Raw genomic sequence first — 16067 nt, 5'->3', positions numbered from 1 at the left:
AAGATTGTATGTTAATTGGCCGGTCAACACCAGCAAAGGAAGGTATGTTGAACAATACTGATGCAAAAAACGCGGCATAAGCCGCGTTTTTAATTTGATAGAAAAGAAATACTGATGGTCAGGATTCTTTCACCAGAACAGATACCTTTTCAATACCTGCAATTTTAACCTGGTTCATTACTTCAACAACGATACCGTGTTCGGTATTTTCTTCTGCCTGAATTGCTGCAGAGTCAGTGTTGTTTTCTGCAAGGAACGTTTGCGCGTTCGCAACAACACGACGGATATCAACTTCACGACCACCCATTGTAATCACGCCATTCGCGTCAATACGGATAGACAGTGATTTGGAAGGCTTGTTGTTGTTTGCCTGGCTGTCATCAGGACGGTTTACGTCCAGACCTTTCTCTTTCACGAAAGAGGTGGTAACAATGAAGAAGATCAACATGATGAACACGATGTCCAACATGGGGGTCATGTCAATCTGAGCCTCGTCATCGGCACTGGTATGCTTTTTTCTTTTCATCTCGTAGTCATTCTTCTCTTTAAGTTCGAGCACCCTAGTATACTGTTTGTTATCAAAACTGGTAGCATTTTGTAATAAACAGACACCATTCTTAACACTTGTTGCTGGCTTTTTAGCCAAAATCACCGGTGAGTTATATTATTACGATGATTTTTTAGTCAGGGCCTTACCCAACTGGTAAAAATACAACATTAATGCATCATTAAGCTGTTTACGCAAATTACCATGAGGATAAATACCAAGTCTAGCCTCAGCAGACTTTTTTGTTCCCTGCACAAGAAACGCATTCTTCACGGGATGATCCTGGATACAAGCTTCGAATGCCCGCGCCGCCATCTCTTGTGGCATAGCATAGTAATACATTTTTAACGTGCGATCAGCCTCTATTGATCGCAAAAGATAATCATTCGGTGCTTTTTGATCGTTCAGGAACATAACCTGAAAACACTCGCAGAGCTTATCATTCAGGGGGTGAGCACGCATTGGCGCACTGTCCAGCCAGGCTTTGGAAGCAAATGATCCCGGCGGCAGATCGCTAAAAACGCGGGATGCAATGTAGTGATCGAAGGCATGAAACCATTCGTGCGCAAGTGCGCCGCCACCGGCGTTCTTTGCCAGAGCCAGTTGCCGCTTAGCACTGTTATAGTGGGCGCTGGCGTGTTTCTGGCCGCCACTGCCAAACGCCAGCGATAATGTGCCGTTCAGCGAGATCACCTGTTCGTTTATTTGTAATATTTCGATCAGATCGTACAGGGCATCGAAGAACAAATTGGCAGCAAGCTGCTGTTCTTCAGCCGTGACCCATTTGCCAATGGTAATTGCAGAGAAATTAAATAACTTGCGGATGTCATTAAAGCTGACGTCCGCACCGTCGCGGTGGGATGGACCGTTGCGGTAGAACTCGCGGTGGAGTCTGCCTGAAGAGGCGTTAGCCGGCGAGTTCATCTAACAGCTGAAGGCACCAGGTGTTGATGCGCTCATCGGTTTGATCAAATTGATTTTCATCGTCGAGGCTAAGGCCGACGAATTGAGACTTATCTTCCGTCAGTCCCTTTGATTCGGCAAACTCATAGCCCTGATTGGGCCAGAAGCCGATAAAGCGGCAACCTGACGGCTCAAGGGCTTCATGCAGCATGCCCAGCGCATCCTGGAACCAGTCGGCATAGCCGAACTGATCACCCAATCCGAACAGGGCAACAGTTTTTCCGGCAAGGTTCAGCTTGTGCACGTCTTCCCAACTGGATTCCCAGTCTTCCTGCAGCTCACCAAAGTCCCAGGTGGAGATGCCGAATATAAGAATGTCGAAAGCTTCTGCCTGTTGCAGCGCAGTATCTTTGATATTAAAAACGCTGACGACCTGCGCATCAAAAATACTGTTCAGCTGAGCCTGAATTTTTTCGGCTGCCATCTCGGTATAACAGGTGGTGGAACCATAAAACAAACCGATGGACAGGGCTTCATCGCTCATTCTTTTACCTCTATTCTTCTTTCCTGGGCGGGATTTCTACCGTATCCCCGTTACTGCACAACGCTTTGCAAATTACAGTGGTGTCATTCTTGTGTAAAACAAGCTGGCCGATTGCAGAGCGGTTCAACAAGGTTTTACCGTCGATGCCATCGGGAGAGCGCGATCTCACCGACATATTCCGGCGCCGTGTAAACACGTTTAGCGGCGATTTATGACCATAAAACCAACGGTTTAATCTTTCCAGCCAGCGCAATAGTCCTTCAGGAAAAGCATTTTTAATACCGCTGCAGGTAAACTGAGTGATATGGGGGCTGTTCCGGCGGAAGCGCAGGCGCACATCATACACGAAAGAGTAGTGCACATCGCCGGACAAAATAATAAATTCCGGCGGCGTTTTATAATGGCGGAAAATATTCAGAATGACGTTTGCCGTGCCACGGTGGGCCATCCAGTTTTCTGCATCTACGGTGAGTGCTTTGCCAAAAAACGTAAATACTTTCTGGATGGCTTCAATCATCTTTACGCCGTAAATGGGGGCGGCAGACACCACAATCACCGCTTCCTTTCCAATTAATGCCTGCTGGAATTCACAAAGTGCTTCCCAGTCCATCAAACCGGATGGCTTATTCAGACTGGATTCTGAACGCCACCGGCGGGTTCGGGTATCCATCACATACACCGGCGGTGACGTCTCCAGTGTGTAGTGCCATTCTTCGAAATCCAGCAGCGTATCAATAAAGGCATCATGTTCCTTCAGGCCGGCGGGAGTGAAAACGCCGGCAGCAGTTTCCAGAATGTCCGTAAACTTATCCGGTTGGTTACCCCAGCCCTGGCAAAGCCAGTAACCCATCAGTGCGTTACCCACCATACGTTTTGACAGGGGATGACCATACACTTCCTGCTCCCACCCTCGGGTCAGATTCCAGTCATCGGTCACGTCGTGATCATCGAATATCATGTAGACCGGCAGGTGTGCCAGAGAACGGCGCACTTCCGGCAAGGTGGCTGCGAAAGCCTGAATAACTGTCAGTTCCTGATTAAATTGAGCTTTGTAGGGTTCAGGGATGTGACTGTCTGAAAATTTGATGTCGCGCCACATCGCCGGCGACCACACCAGGATATACATGGCCATGATTTCTGAAAATGAAATCAAATGGTTTTTTGCATTTACTGAAGTAAACACCGGCTTTTTCTTGGCGCCGAAAAATAGCTTCGACAGTGCCGTGTTCATGGCTATTTTGGGGAGGATTTCGTCCCGCTGATAGTAATTCAATGAGTGAGAGGTCAGTGCATCACTGTGGTCCACCACTGCGCCTTCAAGGGGCTCACCGAAAAGCCCCAGCGCAGTAATGACTTGCTGTATCGCCTGAAGCATTGGACCGGCGACATCGTCGCTGTATACCTGATCGCCGGTCAACAGCAGCATGTCCGGCCGGCAGACACCGCCTTTGAATTCCTCTTCAATTAATCCGTGAACACGGGTAAGCGCATCTTTTTCATCATGATGAGGTTTCCGGCAGGAGCCGTGTAACACGTTTGTCAGTGCCGGTTGCCAGTAAAAAGAAAGGGCTGATTGCCCTTCAAACAACACGGTCTGCTTTTCATTATCCCACTGACTTTGCTGTGATTGCGACGCAAAAAGCAGTTCGTATTCGTTTAATCTGCCGGCGGTGAGTGGTGAAGCCAGGTGGGCTTCCAGCAAAGTAACGAAGGCCCGTTCACCGGCCTGTACGGTATGCTGAGCGCATTCTGTCTGCTGCTGATTACATATCAGTTGTGCATCAACCCGTTCACTGGTAACAAGCCAAAGTGTGAAGCCCTGTGAGTGGGTGTGCCTGAGAACCGGCCCCGCCACTACCAGTGGTAAAGATGACATGACGATGTAAAGCTCCTGTGTTTTGATGAGATTCGCAGGTGAGTTTCTTACAGTGATATACTCTTAAACGTTTTAAATTATTTCGCAATTCTTCAACGGGTTAAAGGAAAAGAATGAAACAAATTATTGGCCTGGCCGGTGTGGCGGTATTTGCACTGGGTGCATGCAGCGAAGCGCCGGAGCAAGTTGAAGTAGCCACGGCTTCCAAAGTCACGTCGCTGGAGGCTAAGGGCACGTGGATAAAAGATGAAAGCGGGAATGTAATGGCCGATCCGCAAACATCTGCCCTTACCGTGTGGGAAGGGAAACTGGTGTCCTTGTCTGATGCCAGTGCCGGCGCGGACATGCAGCGCCGGTTGCATTTTATTGACCCTCAAACTGCAACGGTAACCAGTGATGAAGAAAAAATGCGTATTGGCACCACTGTCAGACGCAGTTGTTTTTCAGGTTATCTGGCAGATGCGCCTGATCTTGAGGCGCTGGTCGCTGATCCCGCTCAGCCCGGCGTTTTCTATACCGTAACCGAAGATGCCACCCGTACCGGCGCATTGTCGGTAAGATGCCAGCAGCGTTATCAGAATACCGGTTCGACAGATTATCCGTCATTGCTGATACGGCTTGAGCGCCATGAGTTCGGCACTACAATGACAGGTGTCAGGCCACTGCAATTCCCGCTGTCTCTGAATGTGGGGGACTACCCCAACGACGGCATTGAGGGACTGGCAATAAGCGCAGATAACACCCTGTATCTCGGACTGGAAAAAGACGCAGCGGGACAGCCCCGTATCTTTTCATTAACCCTGGATGACGACTTCTGGGATACCACGGATTTTGTTCCGGTTGAGGATCCCGGACTTGCTGTGCCTGTTTTTGACAGCGGAAATCATCCTCTGAATGGTCTGGCATGGTATGACGGGGAAGGCGAACAGGGTTACTTGCTGGCTTCTGCGCGTAATGATAATGAATTGTGGGTGATCAGTACTGATCCTGAAAAAGAAACGAAACGCATCCCGTTACATTTCACCGCTCCGGCATCAGGTGATAACTGCAGTACGGAAGAGCGGATGGATAATGCATCCATAGAAGGTTTAACGGTTCTGGGAAACACACTTTATCTGGTAAACGATCCCTGGAAGGAAAACTATTTGAAAAATATAATTTGTGATTCAAATTCGGTAGCCTATCAAGCTATGGCTCCGCTACTTTTTTCTGTTCCCCTCGATCCAGCATGGTTCTAATAAGTTGATTGATTGCGCCCGGTTTTTCAGCTTGCGGTGTGTGGCCACAAGCTGAAAAGACATGAAGGGTTGCTGAAGGTGTATTTGACGATTGAAGCCTGCTGTGCAATTCGGGTATCACCATGTCTTCCCTGCCATGTACAAACCAGGTAACAGGCGGTGGACTGTTTAAAATCGATTGCGTGGTGCGGATCAGATGATTGCGTTGACCAAACACCGAGTTTATGACAGATACGAAGTGACGCAAGCCTTGCTGGGCTGGTTTGTGGTAGCTGTTTCGCCGAACAGCTTCGAGTATCAGCTTGTCAACCTTTTCCGCTTGATAGAAAATAGCTTTGCACTGATTTGTAAAAGCGACTCTGCCGGGTTGCGATAATAGTGCGCCGATTCCCGGCAATCCCATCAGGCGAAAAGGAAATGGTGTCGCATGTCCTAGTGTCGCACTATTCAGTAAGCCCAGTGAAAGCACTTTTTCCGGCATCATTTCGTATATCCTTGTAGCGACAGCCGCACCCAGAGAGTTACCCGCTAAGTGCACTGGCCCATCAGCAATTTGTTTCAGTAGCTGGCAGCCGAGTATAGCCAATACGTTTAAGTCTTCGTGACCATTGACTGGAGAAGAAAGGCCGTGTCCAGGATAGTCCCAGGCTATAATTCTGTAGTCTTGCGAGAGACTACAGAATTGGTTAGCCCAAATCTCAACGCTACTTCCTACACCACCACAGAGCAGGAGCAGAGGTTTGTTTTGAGTTTGTGTGTCCCAGTATCGGATGACGTATTGATCAAGCCGGATTGAGTGCTCTGGTGCAGAGAAATTAAATTCTGTCAGTGTCATTTACCGGCCCCGTTCCATAATATGACAGGCTTAATAGCAGCGCCGTTCTCTATATCTGCAATGGCCTTATTAATGTTTGTGTAGGAGTAAAAGGTAATGAGTTTGTCAAAGGGAAACGTGCCGTTTTCGTAGAGTTCGATTAGAGCTGGTATGAATGTTTCAGGCTGTGATTCCCCTTCCACGATGCCAATCAGATGACGGCCACCACTCATAAAGTGGGTTTCGTTCAACACAATTTCAGCATCCGGACCGGATGCCCCCAATATGCCGCAGGTGCCACGAGGGGCCAAACATTCTACGGCGGTTCGGATAACAGCGGGTATTCCAGTTGTATCCAGCGAAAAATCGGCACCGTGCCCGGTTATCGCTATCAACGAGTTAACGGTGTCGCCTTCAGACAATAATGTGTGTGTAGCCCCTAACTCTTTTGCTATGGCGAGCCTGGACGGGTTTTTATCGACCGCAATAATTGGATAAGCGCCTTGTATCTTTGCCGCCATTATTGCGGCAAGGCCTACTGAGCCGGTGCCAAAGACTATAAAGGATTTACCTTGAGCTACCTTCAACGCATTTATAACGGCACCGGCACCTGTCTGAAGTCCGCAAGCCAGCGGGCCCAGCATTTTCAGATCCGCAGTTTTACTGACTTTCACTACGTTGGTTTGCCTGCAAATGGCAGTGGAGGCAAACGAAGACTGACCAAAGAAATGACTGTGCACAGGGCCGTTTGCGTCTTTAAGAGCGGTGGTGCCGTCTTTCCGTGTAGCAAAGAAATTTTTCGGAAAAAATTCATGACAGTAACTTGGCATCTGTTCCTTGCAACTGGGACATGTTTCGCAGTGATCAAACGTCATTACCACGTGATCACCTACTTTTACTTTCGTTACTTTTTCCCCCACCTGCCTGACAATTCCAGCCCCTTCGTGGCCTAAGACAACTGGAAGGGGGGTAGGGAGCATTCCTGCACGTACTACCAGATCTGTATGGCATATTCCGGTTGCTACTAAGTCGACCATTACCTCGTCTGCGGCAGGCTGGGATAACGTTAAGGTTTCAAGCGTCAGAGGCTTATTATGTTCTCTGGCTACGGCTGCGGTTATTTTCATTATTTGAATCTCACTTTACTTAGAAAGGTTTTAATTGAGCTTTGGGAGAGATGGTCTGCCACTGCCAGTGAGTATATAAATCCCAGTCGGCCGGGCCACAAACTGCAGAACCGTTTCCTGATGATTTGAATCCGCCAAACGGGTTGCAACAATTGTCGTTTACAGTTTGATCATTGATATGGAGCAGTCCTACTTCGAGTTGAGCGCCGATTTGCATAGCTCTTGTGAGGTCGTTGGAGATAACGGCGCCTGCAAGTCCGTAGTCACCACTGTTAGCCAGTTCAATAGCTTCCTCGTCAGTATCGTATGTGACGATATTTACAACCGGCCCGAAGATTTCTTCCTCAAAGCAGCGCATACCGGGCGAGACATCAGTGAGAACTGTCGGGGCGTAGAATAGACCTTCGTGATACCCCCCGCATTGCACAATCGCGCCGGCTTCGACAGAATCTTCGACAATTTTGCTGACTTTCTCTAATTGTTGCGCGCTAATCAGAGAGCCGATGGGGCATTGGCTGTCCAGGTCGCCGTAAGACAGTGTTTTCGCCCGTCCTACAATCTTAGCGATGACTTCTTTAGCAATTGAACGGTGAACTAATATTCGTCCTGAGGCCATACAAATTTGACCCTGATGTAAAAATGCCCCCCATGCGATGTTACTGGCAGCAATATCAATATCTGCGTCATCTAAAATAATAAGCGCGCTTTTTCCACCTAATTCCAATGACACTTTTTTCAGGTGTCTTCCACAAGTTTCTCCTACTAACCTGCCGGCATGCGTTGATCCGGTAAAGGCGATCATACCTACTTCATCTGATGTACAAAGTGCATTTCCAGCGTCTCCGTAACCTGGCAATACTTGATATGTTCCGGCTGGTAATCCAGCGTGCTCAAGTGCCAATGCAAGTAAAAAACCACCTGAGAGCGGCGTGCGGGGATCTGGTTTCGATATTACGGCGTTTCCGGTGGCTAAAGCGGGAGCCACACTTCTTGTACTAAGTACCATCGGGAAATTAAATGGTGATATTACCCCTACAACGCCAATTGGTTTCCTCTTTGCTAAAGACAGCTTTCCTTCATCGTCAGGCAAGGTGATCCCGTGAGGTTGTAGAGCCATTCCTGCAGCAAGTTTTAAAAGTGTGATGCACTCCCGTACCTCGTGTTCGCCTTTGAATCTGGCACCACCTGTTTCTCTGGCCACAATCTCGCTAAATGATGTGAAATGTGTTTGCAGAAAATTTGCGGCTTTCAAAAAAACATCTGCTTTTTCTCTGGCAGCTATCATTGCCCACGCCATGCCTGCGCGGGATGCGTCTTTTGCTGCTCTACGGATATCCTCTTCGCCGGCGCTACCGACTTCTGTTAGCCACATCTGTTTGGCCGGTTCATCGACAGCGATAGTTTCTCGTCCATTTTTTGTCCATTTGCCAGTATATATACAGCTTTTCCAGGGTTGTTCTTTTAGCCATTGATTGACCACGGTTTCTTCCTCAATTTTCATAAATATCGCCATGGGTATTTCAAGTCATGTGCCAAAATACACATGTGGATAACATTTTATTTACGTTGGCGGTGATGGTAAGGGCTCGGTGGATAGTCTGGTCGGCTGGAAGACACGAATATATGACGGTTACTATCTGATAATTGCTCAAATGATCAATTTTGTCCTAAGTGATTGCTCATTTGATCAATCAGGACGACTCATGCCCACGATACCTGAGCTGAATGTAAGGTGATAGTGTAGAAAAGTACTATTTTTTTTAACATTTAAGTTCGATTAGGTACTCATTTTTGATGATGATAAAATCATACTTAATTATCTTTTTCTTTTAAAATAGCATTAAATATCAATGATATGTTTTTATCTTTCTTGGTTGGCTTTGTTTTTGCTTTGTTAGTTTTTTGAGTGCTAAATGTAAATTAAATGAAGACCCTGAGGAAAATAAAATGAAATTAAAAACCACCCCGCTCGTGCCGTTAAGATTAACTGCGCTCGCATCTACTTTGTGTATTGCAGTGACTAATCAAGCGAGTGCACAGGAGGATAATAAAGGCACTTTGGAAGTCATCAGTGTCACAGCCCAGAAAAGGGTAGAAAATGCACAAGAAGTTCCTATAGCAATTAGTGCTATTTCTGCAAATGGTATCCGCGATAATGATATTGGTAATGTAACTGAAGTGTCTGCTTTTATCCCCAACGTAGAGATGGACGCGACTTCGCCTTTTGCTGGTTCGTCGTCTGTTCTGAGTGCTTTTATTCGCGGGATCGGACAAAACGATTTTGCCTTTAATCTCGAACCGGGAGTGGGTCTCTATGTTGATGGTGTGTACTACGCCCGTACTCTTGGTGCCGTAGTTGATACTTTGAATCTTGAGCGAATTGAAGTATTGAAAGGCCCTCAGGGGACTTTATTTGGCAGGAACACTATTGGTGGTGCGCTTAACATAATATCAAGTCGTCCATCAGACGAATTTGCATTTAAATCGGAAGTGACTGTAGGCAGTTTTAACCGGCAAGATCTACGTGTGGCTGCCGATATACCGCTTTCTGATGATTTACTGACTCAGGTCTCGTTTTCATCAAAACGAAGGGACGGTTACCAAAAGCGATTGAGATTTCCGGGCAGTGAAGCATTTGTAAACGACATCGGGCATTTCAACACTACTAAAAATCAGCTGACGTACGGAGATGCGGCGGGAGCTGAAAATACAGTTAATGGTCGTATAAAAGCGGAATACATTGTATCAGACGATCTGACTTTAACATTTTCGGCTGATTATACCGATACCGATGAAAGCGCTGCCCCTTCGACACTGATTTCAGTCGACAATACAGCCAGCCTTGCTTCACTGTATAATACATGTATAAGTCTGGATACAGCTACACTTGCTGGTATTGGCTTAGGCGCGGTATGTGGAACACGGGCAACTATCGGAACGGCACTGGCAGGAGCAAATGCAGATGACGACCCGTCAAATAATCGTCTGCCCATCGATGATCGATATATCACGGGTGATCCGGATATTACCTATGCCGCGGGCAGTAATTTCTCAGAGCTTGAAGCTTGGGGAACTGCTCTTACCGCAGAATGGGATCTCAACGGTGATCTGGGATTGAAATCGATTACTGCGTACCGTTCATTGGCGTCCAGCTTCGGCGTTGACAATTCAGGTGGGCCGTTCACGATGGTCGACACATCATTTTACATGGAGCAGAGCCAGTTTTCCGAAGAACTGCAACTGACCGGTACCGCATTTAACGACAAAATGAAATGGGTGACAGGTCTATATTATTTTACAGAAGAAGGCACACTCGTTGACACGCCTGTATTTGCTGCTGGTTTGGTTCAGGTTTACGGACCGAATGACTTGCAGAACGAAGCAGTAGCCGGGTTTGCGCACATTAATTATGAAATTAATGACAGATGGGGAGCGACCTTCGGGATCCGTTACACCCGTGAAGATAAAGAATTTGAAGGAAAGCAACTCGAGCTTAACCAGTTTGGCATAAAGGTGGGTTTTCCGGCTAGTCTCTATCCTGATCAAGATGACCTGACGAGAGTTTATCCATTAGGGAAAAATACGTTGTCGTTTGATGATACCTCTATACATCTCGGTTTTGAATATCATATTACTAAAGACATAATGAGCTACGCGTCATATTCTCAAGGCTTTAAATCCGGCGGGTGGACAACACGACTAACAGTACCCGAGCCCGGGAATGTGCCACCTACCTTTGAACCTGAAGAAGCCGACAGCTATGAATTGGGCATCAAGTCACGATTTTGGGACGGAGCGGCACAGGTCAATGCTGCTGCGTTTTACACTGATTATGACAATATTCAAATCACAGTAAATCGCGGACTATCTCCTTTCTTTGAGAACGCAGCGAAAGGCGAAATCGGCGGCCTTGAAGTGGAAGGTCAGTTTATCGTCACGGAAAATTTGTATGTGAATGCATCACTAGGCTATATAGATGCAAAATACACCGAATTGGAAGAGGGAGCTGTAATAGACGGAGATGCCAAATTCGTGAATACACCAGAATTCTCCAGCAGCCTGGGAGTTCGCTACCATTATATGCTTGAATCAGGTGCTGAATGGGTATGGATGGCGGACTGGGCATTCAGAACGGAGACAGCGAATGTCACTGAGAACTCGCCGGGGACGAATCAGCCTGCATATCATCTTGCAAATGCATCTGTGAAGTATATTTCCGCCGAAGGAAACTGGGATGTGTCACTCCGTGGCGAAAATATTACGGATAATCGCGTTATCGTCACAGGTTTCAGAAACAACGATGTGGGCACTACGCAAGTTGTGTACAACGCGCCGCGTATGTGGTCTTTGAATTTCAGTTTCCGTTACTGAAATAAGCATCCAGCGGACCGTAAGTGATATGCGGTCCGCTTTTAGTGTAAATCCCCACTAATCCCGCTACTCTTAGTTTATCCAGTTGTATAAGAATTTCCGGTCATGAAAAGGTACGAAAAACAAATTCACAACAAAGTCTCTCTTGCGGGACTCGTTTCGAAGGATGGATCTGGGGCACTGCACGGTTCATCATCAAAACTGGATGAATCTACCAGCCCGACTATTGATGAGCTGACCGAATGTTTATTTTTTTCACCCGGAGACGGGCGAATTTGGATGAATGACCAGCGCATGATATTGCTCCACGGAAAGTCTTTCGGAGCTTTAAGACAACAAATAATTGATACGCTTGGTCTGGATGAAGCAAGGAAGCTGTTTATGCGGGTAGGGTATTTGTCAGGTGCGAGGGATGGTGAACTGGTTAAATCTCAGTGGCCTGAAGCCGATCCTGCTTCAATATTTGCCGCAGGTACTAACTTGCACTCGCTTGAAGGCGCCGTGAAAGTGGAGACAGTACATTTTGAATTTGACAAATCGGAAGGTCTTTATGATGGCGAGTTTGTTTGGCACAACAGCCTTGAGGCAGAGCAGCATCTCACTTCCTATGGAGTTAGTAGCCAGCCTGTTTGCTGGATGGAAATCGGCTATGCTATCGGCTATGTCAGTTGTCTTCTTGGTACATTGGTTATTTTCCGCGAGTCCGGATGCCTCGGTATGGGGCATACCCATTGCAAGTTAGTAGGGAAGAATGCCAATAAATGGCCAGAGGGGCAGCAAGATGTAGATTTTCTTGTGAAACACCGAAAGAAAAAGAAAGGTGAACCATATTCCGAAAAAAACAGTTTTCCAGTTGCTCATGATGAGAGTGAGGAGCAGGAAAGTATGGTCGGTGTTTCCCCTGCCTTTCTGACAGTCAGTCATGCGCTTAGCAAAGTGGCGCGAACAAACGCTACGGTTTTGTTAACTGGTGAATCTGGAGTGGGTAAAGAGCTCTTTGCGCAACAATTGCATTATTCCAGTAAAAGGCACCGGTCCCCGTTTGTTGCTTTTAACTGTGCAGCTATTCCGGATAATCTTCTCGAAGCTGAATTGTTCGGTGTCGAAAAAGGTGCTTTTACAGGAGCAACACACAGCCGTGAAGGCCGCTTTGAACGGGCTGAAGGTGGGACTTTATTTCTCGATGAGCTGGGCACATTAAGCCTGTCCGGACAGAGCAAGTTACTCCGTGCTTTACAGGAGAAGGAGATCGAAAGAGTGGGCGGTACTAAACCTGTTTCTGTCGATGTCAGAGTTGTAGCTGCGACAAATTTGAATTTGTTAGATGCCGTTGAAAAGGGAGAATTTCGCGAAGATTTATATTACCGGTTAAATGTGTTTCCCATTGCTCTACCTCCTCTCAGGGAGAGGCGCGATGATATCCCACTGCTGGTCAATCATTTTTTCAAAAAATACTGCATCCTTCATGAAAAAAAACTATCCGGAATAACTCTCAGGGCCTCTCAAGCCTTACTAAACTATGATTTTCCGGGCAATATCAGAGAGCTGCAAAACATTGTTGAGCGCGGTGTCATATGGGCGGAAGACCACGATAGTGTCGATATACATCATATGTTTCACAAAGAGCCTTTACCTGAAAAATTTTTACTCTCAGTGAATGCACAGGGGCAGTTGGGTCAGCAATCAAATTATTCGTCAGAAAACATTTTAGAAAAAGTAGAAACTTTGCAATCCGGTGGCTTTTCCCTCGACTCTCTGGAGCGAACTTTGCTAAAAGAAGCGGTTTTACTGAACGATAATAATTTGTCCGCTGCGGCCCGAAAATTAGGTATCAGTCGTGCTCAGCTGGCCTACCGTATGAAAAAATACAATTTGGGTTAACGGAAAATTGCGCTCCTGAACGGAGCGCAAATTTAAGTCAGACAGATCTCTGTTTAGTTTTTCAATTCGCCACTGGCAGATTCGATGTGCGCTCTTACGAACCACTGGAACTGTTCCAGATCAGCCAGCTGACCGGTGATCATATCTTCTGATACAGGGTCCAGCTCTTCCAGTTCTTCAATAGCGTTACGGTGGTCGCCATTCACACCGTTGTACACGGCATCCAGCGCTACCAGGTGATCAGTGACCAGTGCCTTGCCAATCTTGTAGTCTTCCCATGAACGACCTTCAACAATCGCTTTAGGCGTACCGTGAGGTACTCCGCCAAGGGTAGCAATTCGTTCTGCAATGGTATCTGTCATATCGCGCACGGCATCGACCTGTGGGTCCAGCATTTCATGTACACCGATAAAATTCGGGCCAACCACGTTCCAGTGAATATGCTTCAGCGTAAGCTGTAAATCCAGCAGTGCCACCAGACGTTGTTCAAGCACAGCAACAGCTTTTTTCGCAGCGTCTTTTTTCATACCCGGTGCAGTAAATGCAGCAACATTACTCTTACTCATGATTTCTCCTGCTTTAGTCGTTTACGGCTGCAGACTCTCTGAGCGGGCAGCCTCTAAGTTAGTGAATTAGTAGCTGCAAACCACGTACCGGCTGTAACATTTTTCTCTTTTCACCTTTTAGAAAGCGGGCTGCAGAGGATTTTTAACGGATTGCGACAGAGGCAAAATGGCTGGCGGGTAAGAAAAACATGCAGACATCTGTAAATTGTGCAAAAAAAAGCAGCCCTGAAGGCTGCCTGATAAATGAATGTGCCGGGATGCAGACTTAACGCAATCTGGCAGCAAACGTCTTTTTAAACTTAGCCAGCTTAGGTGCCACTACCATGGCGCAGTATTGATTCTGCGGATTATTTTTGAAGTAATTCTGGTGGTAGTCTTCTGCCGGATAGTAATTATTAACTTCTGTTACCTCAGTAACGACGGGGTCAGGCCAAATCTCATCGTCATTAATTTCCTGAATAATTTTCTGTGCCTCATCCCGCTGGCTTTCGGAATGATAAAAGATTGCGCTGCGATACTGCGGGCCAGTGTCGTTCCCCTGGCGGTCAACCTGCGTGGGATTATGCAAAGCAAAGAAAATTTCGAGGATTTCACGGTAAGAAATGCTGGCCGGATCAAATTCAACCCGCACGACTTCAGCATGCCCGGTATCTTTTTTACAGACGGCCTCATAGGAAGGATTTTCAACGTGTCCGCCGGCATATCCGGAAATAGCGCTTATTACGCCTTCCACACTGTTGAATGCCGATTCAATACACCAGAAGCATCCTCCGCCGAGTGTCGCAGTTTCTGTCGTTGCCATTATTAAAGCTCCTGTTATCAGATTTCCTGTAATGTGGTTACGTTAGTCGCTGACTTCAACCTCAAGTTACGCTTTTTTAATCTCTGAATGATGTGCAACCGCGTACTATTATACAGGTAAAGTGGTACATCGGGCCGGCGGTGATTCAGGCCCCGGTAAACGGAGAAATCATGAAAATCTTCTATGACAGTTACTGCCCCTTATGTTGTGCTGAAATGTCTCATATCAAAAAGCGTGATCAGCATGGCAGGATCCAACTGGTAGATATTCAGGATCCTGCCTTCAGTGAGCATTATCCCGGGCTGGACAGAGCACAACTGGATGCCAGAATTCACGTAGAGCTGGATAACGGTGAAATGGTTACCGGGCTGGACGCTACCCACGCAGCCTGGCAGGCTGTAGGGCGGGGCTGGCTTTACGCGCCTCTTCGCTGGCCGGTGATCCGCATTGTTGCCGACATTGCCTACAACCTTTTCGCCAGAAACCGTTATACCATTTCCTATTTGCTCACCGGCCGCCGCCGGACCTGTGATGATGGCCAGTGCGGTTACAGGACGGACAAATAATATGGCGCATACTCACCTCATTATTGGCGCCGGCGGTGCTATCGGGCGGGCAGTGACAGAAGCACTGGCCGCCAGAGAGCCTCAAAGCCGTGTCTTTGCCGTCGCAAGGCAACACCAGCAGAGTTTTGAAGCCGGCAACGTGACAGCAATCACGCTGGAATCTGCAAATGAAGAAGCAGTAAACCAATGGACGGCTGAACAGAAAGCAAGTGGCATCGTATTTTCGACAGTCATTTGTACCGCCGGGGTCCTGCATGGCGACGCAGGCGGCACGGAGGTGAGGCCTGAAAAGAAAATCGAAGACATCAGTGCGGATAAACTGCTGGCATACTTTTCGGTGAATACTGTGGTACCGGCGATCTGGCTGAAAGCACTTGTGAATGTGCTGGATAAAGAGAGAAGTACCATTGCATGCTTAAGTGCCCGTGTGGGCAGTATCAGTGATAACAGGCTGGGCGGCTGGTATGGCTACCGGGCCTCAAAGGCGGCACTGAATATGATGCTGAAAACCGCGGCTGCAGAATTTTCCCGCCGGAGTAAAAATACGGTGCTTATCAGCTACCATCCGGGCACAGTGGACAGTGCGTTGTCGGAACCATTTCAGGGCAACGTATCTGAGGGAAAACTCTTTACGCCTGCCTTTACTGCTTCACAGTTACTTGATTTCATTGACAAAGCGACGCCGGAAAATAATCCGCATTTCATCGACTGGGCGCATAAACCTGTTCCCTGGTAAGAGATCACTACACTGAGCCGGGCCGGAACAGGCCATTCCAGCGCTCAAATACGGGACATTCGGCAGGGACGCTGATACTATTCGCCCTTATATCCG

The 16067-nt window shown here is 47.4% G+C and carries 14 protein-coding genes; 5 read left to right on the top strand and 9 right to left on the bottom strand.

Translation table 11 applies throughout. The features are described from left to right. Positions 1 to 118: 118 nt before the first annotated feature. The 4 genes from ACXAGR_RS22310 to ACXAGR_RS22295 all read right to left on the bottom strand — a co-directional run bounded on the left by ACXAGR_RS22310 (position 119) and on the right by ACXAGR_RS22295 (position 3870). The gene (locus tag ACXAGR_RS22310; RefSeq protein ID WP_119503483.1) at positions 119 to 526 is read right to left on the bottom strand and encodes an ExbD/TolR family protein; all 408 of its coding nucleotides are present in this window, start codon (positions 524 to 526) and stop codon (positions 119 to 121) included. A gap of 141 nt (positions 527 to 667) precedes the next feature. After that, entirely contained in the window at positions 668 to 1471 is an 804-nt protein-coding gene (locus tag ACXAGR_RS22305) for a CLCA_X family protein (RefSeq protein ID WP_474846110.1), read from the bottom strand. Beyond that, positions 1455 to 1994 (bottom strand): flavodoxin FldB, encoded by a 540-nt coding sequence (gene fldB / locus ACXAGR_RS22300; protein ID WP_119502549.1) that lies wholly within the window; start codon positions 1992 to 1994, stop codon positions 1455 to 1457. Before fldB ends, ACXAGR_RS22305 begins: the two co-directional genes overlap by 17 nt. Positions 1995 to 2004: 10 nt before the next feature. Beyond that, positions 2005 to 3870, bottom strand: a complete 1866-nt coding sequence (locus ACXAGR_RS22295; RefSeq protein WP_474846108.1) for a metallophosphoesterase family protein — start codon at positions 3868 to 3870, stop codon at positions 2005 to 2007. A gap of 113 nt (positions 3871 to 3983) precedes the next feature. Between ACXAGR_RS22295 and ACXAGR_RS22290 the strand changes: the two genes are divergently transcribed. Then, a complete protein-coding gene (locus ACXAGR_RS22290) occupies positions 3984 to 5108 on the top strand; it encodes a hypothetical protein (RefSeq protein WP_474846106.1) in 1125 nt (374 codons plus the stop codon). On the opposite strand, the gene ACXAGR_RS22285 is transcribed toward ACXAGR_RS22290, so the two are convergent. The 3 genes from ACXAGR_RS22285 to ACXAGR_RS22275 are packed head-to-tail and all read right to left on the bottom strand — an operon-like array spanning position 5059 to position 8550. After that, entirely contained in the window at positions 5059 to 5943 is an 885-nt protein-coding gene (locus ACXAGR_RS22285) for an alpha/beta fold hydrolase (protein WP_474846104.1), read from the bottom strand. The genes ACXAGR_RS22290 and ACXAGR_RS22285 overlap by 50 nt on opposite strands. After that, positions 5940 to 7049, bottom strand: coding sequence for an NAD(P)-dependent alcohol dehydrogenase (locus ACXAGR_RS22280; RefSeq protein ID WP_474846102.1), 1110 nt, complete (start codon positions 7047 to 7049; stop codon positions 5940 to 5942). The genes ACXAGR_RS22285 and ACXAGR_RS22280 overlap by 4 nt, the downstream gene beginning before the upstream one ends. Positions 7050 to 7068: 19 nt before the next feature. After that, positions 7069 to 8550 (bottom strand): benzaldehyde dehydrogenase, encoded by a 1482-nt coding sequence (locus ACXAGR_RS22275; protein WP_474852592.1) that lies wholly within the window; start codon positions 8548 to 8550, stop codon positions 7069 to 7071. A gap of 446 nt (positions 8551 to 8996) precedes the next feature. Here ACXAGR_RS22275 and ACXAGR_RS22270 point away from each other — a divergent pair, with 446 nt between their 5' ends. After that, positions 8997 to 11420: a TonB-dependent receptor gene (locus tag ACXAGR_RS22270; RefSeq protein WP_474852591.1), complete on the top strand. Its 2424-nt coding sequence runs from the start codon at positions 8997 to 8999 to the stop codon at positions 11418 to 11420. Between the two features lie 105 nt (positions 11421 to 11525). Further along, positions 11526 to 13301, top strand: coding sequence for a sigma 54-interacting transcriptional regulator (locus ACXAGR_RS22265; protein WP_474846096.1), 1776 nt, complete (start codon positions 11526 to 11528; stop codon positions 13299 to 13301). Between the two features lie 53 nt (positions 13302 to 13354). Here ACXAGR_RS22265 and dps read toward each other — a convergent pair whose 3' ends face one another. Together dps and msrA are read right to left on the bottom strand one after the other, a co-directional pair. Continuing rightward, entirely contained in the window at positions 13355 to 13867 is a 513-nt protein-coding gene (gene dps, locus ACXAGR_RS22260; RefSeq protein WP_474846094.1) for a DNA starvation/stationary phase protection protein Dps, read from the bottom strand. A 265-nt stretch (positions 13868 to 14132) separates the two neighbouring features. After that, entirely contained in the window at positions 14133 to 14669 is a 537-nt protein-coding gene (gene msrA / locus ACXAGR_RS22255; protein WP_474846092.1) for a peptide-methionine (S)-S-oxide reductase MsrA, read from the bottom strand. Between the two features lie 170 nt (positions 14670 to 14839). On the opposite strand from msrA, the gene ACXAGR_RS22250 reads away from it, so the two are divergent. Together ACXAGR_RS22250 and ACXAGR_RS22245 are read left to right on the top strand one after the other, a co-directional pair. Next, on the top strand, positions 14840 to 15235 hold the full coding sequence (locus ACXAGR_RS22250; RefSeq protein WP_474852589.1) for a thiol-disulfide oxidoreductase DCC family protein: 396 nt from the start codon (positions 14840 to 14842) through the stop codon (positions 15233 to 15235). A 1-nt stretch (position 15236) separates the two neighbouring features. After that, complete coding sequence (locus ACXAGR_RS22245) at positions 15237 to 15971, top strand: SDR family NAD(P)-dependent oxidoreductase (protein WP_474852587.1); 735 nt, start codon at positions 15237 to 15239, stop codon at positions 15969 to 15971. Positions 15972 to 16067: the final 96 nt, after the last annotated feature.

The organism is Alteromonas sp. ABH4_457, assembly GCF_056160625.1.
The sequence above is the reverse complement of the archived record's forward strand: the minus strand, read 5'-3'. Positions and strand labels throughout refer to the sequence as shown.

Bases quoted from the DNA above. Each gene is read 5' to 3' on its own strand.
- ACXAGR_RS22275 (WP_474852592.1), bottom strand. From the start codon at position 8,550: ATGAAAATTGAGGAAGAAACCGTGGTCAATCAATGGCTAAAAGAACAA.
- msrA (WP_474846092.1), bottom strand. From the start codon at position 14,669: ATGGCAACGACAGAAACTGCGACACTCGGCGGAGGATGCTTCTGGTGT.
- fldB (WP_119502549.1), bottom strand. From the start codon at position 1,994: ATGAGCGATGAAGCCCTGTCCATCGGTTTGTTTTATGGTTCCACCACC.
- ACXAGR_RS22285 (WP_474846104.1), bottom strand. From the start codon at position 5,943: ATGACACTGACAGAATTTAATTTCTCTGCACCAGAGCACTCAATCCGG.
- ACXAGR_RS22265 (WP_474846096.1), top strand. From the start codon at position 11,526: ATGAAAAGGTACGAAAAACAAATTCACAACAAAGTCTCTCTTGCGGGA.
- ACXAGR_RS22280 (WP_474846102.1), bottom strand. From the start codon at position 7,049: ATGAAAATAACCGCAGCCGTAGCCAGAGAACATAATAAGCCTCTGACG.
- ACXAGR_RS22310 (WP_119503483.1), bottom strand. From the start codon at position 526: ATGAAAAGAAAAAAGCATACCAGTGCCGATGACGAGGCTCAGATTGAC.
- ACXAGR_RS22295 (WP_474846108.1), bottom strand. From the start codon at position 3,870: ATGTCATCTTTACCACTGGTAGTGGCGGGGCCGGTTCTCAGGCACACC.
- ACXAGR_RS22250 (WP_474852589.1), top strand. From the start codon at position 14,840: ATGAAAATCTTCTATGACAGTTACTGCCCCTTATGTTGTGCTGAAATG.
- ACXAGR_RS22290 (WP_474846106.1), top strand. From the start codon at position 3,984: ATGAAACAAATTATTGGCCTGGCCGGTGTGGCGGTATTTGCACTGGGT.
- ACXAGR_RS22270 (WP_474852591.1), top strand. From the start codon at position 8,997: ATGAAATTAAAAACCACCCCGCTCGTGCCGTTAAGATTAACTGCGCTC.
- ACXAGR_RS22305 (WP_474846110.1), bottom strand. From the start codon at position 1,471: ATGAACTCGCCGGCTAACGCCTCTTCAGGCAGACTCCACCGCGAGTTC.
- dps (WP_474846094.1), bottom strand. From the start codon at position 13,867: ATGAGTAAGAGTAATGTTGCTGCATTTACTGCACCGGGTATGAAAAAA.
- ACXAGR_RS22245 (WP_474852587.1), top strand. From the start codon at position 15,237: ATGGCGCATACTCACCTCATTATTGGCGCCGGCGGTGCTATCGGGCGG.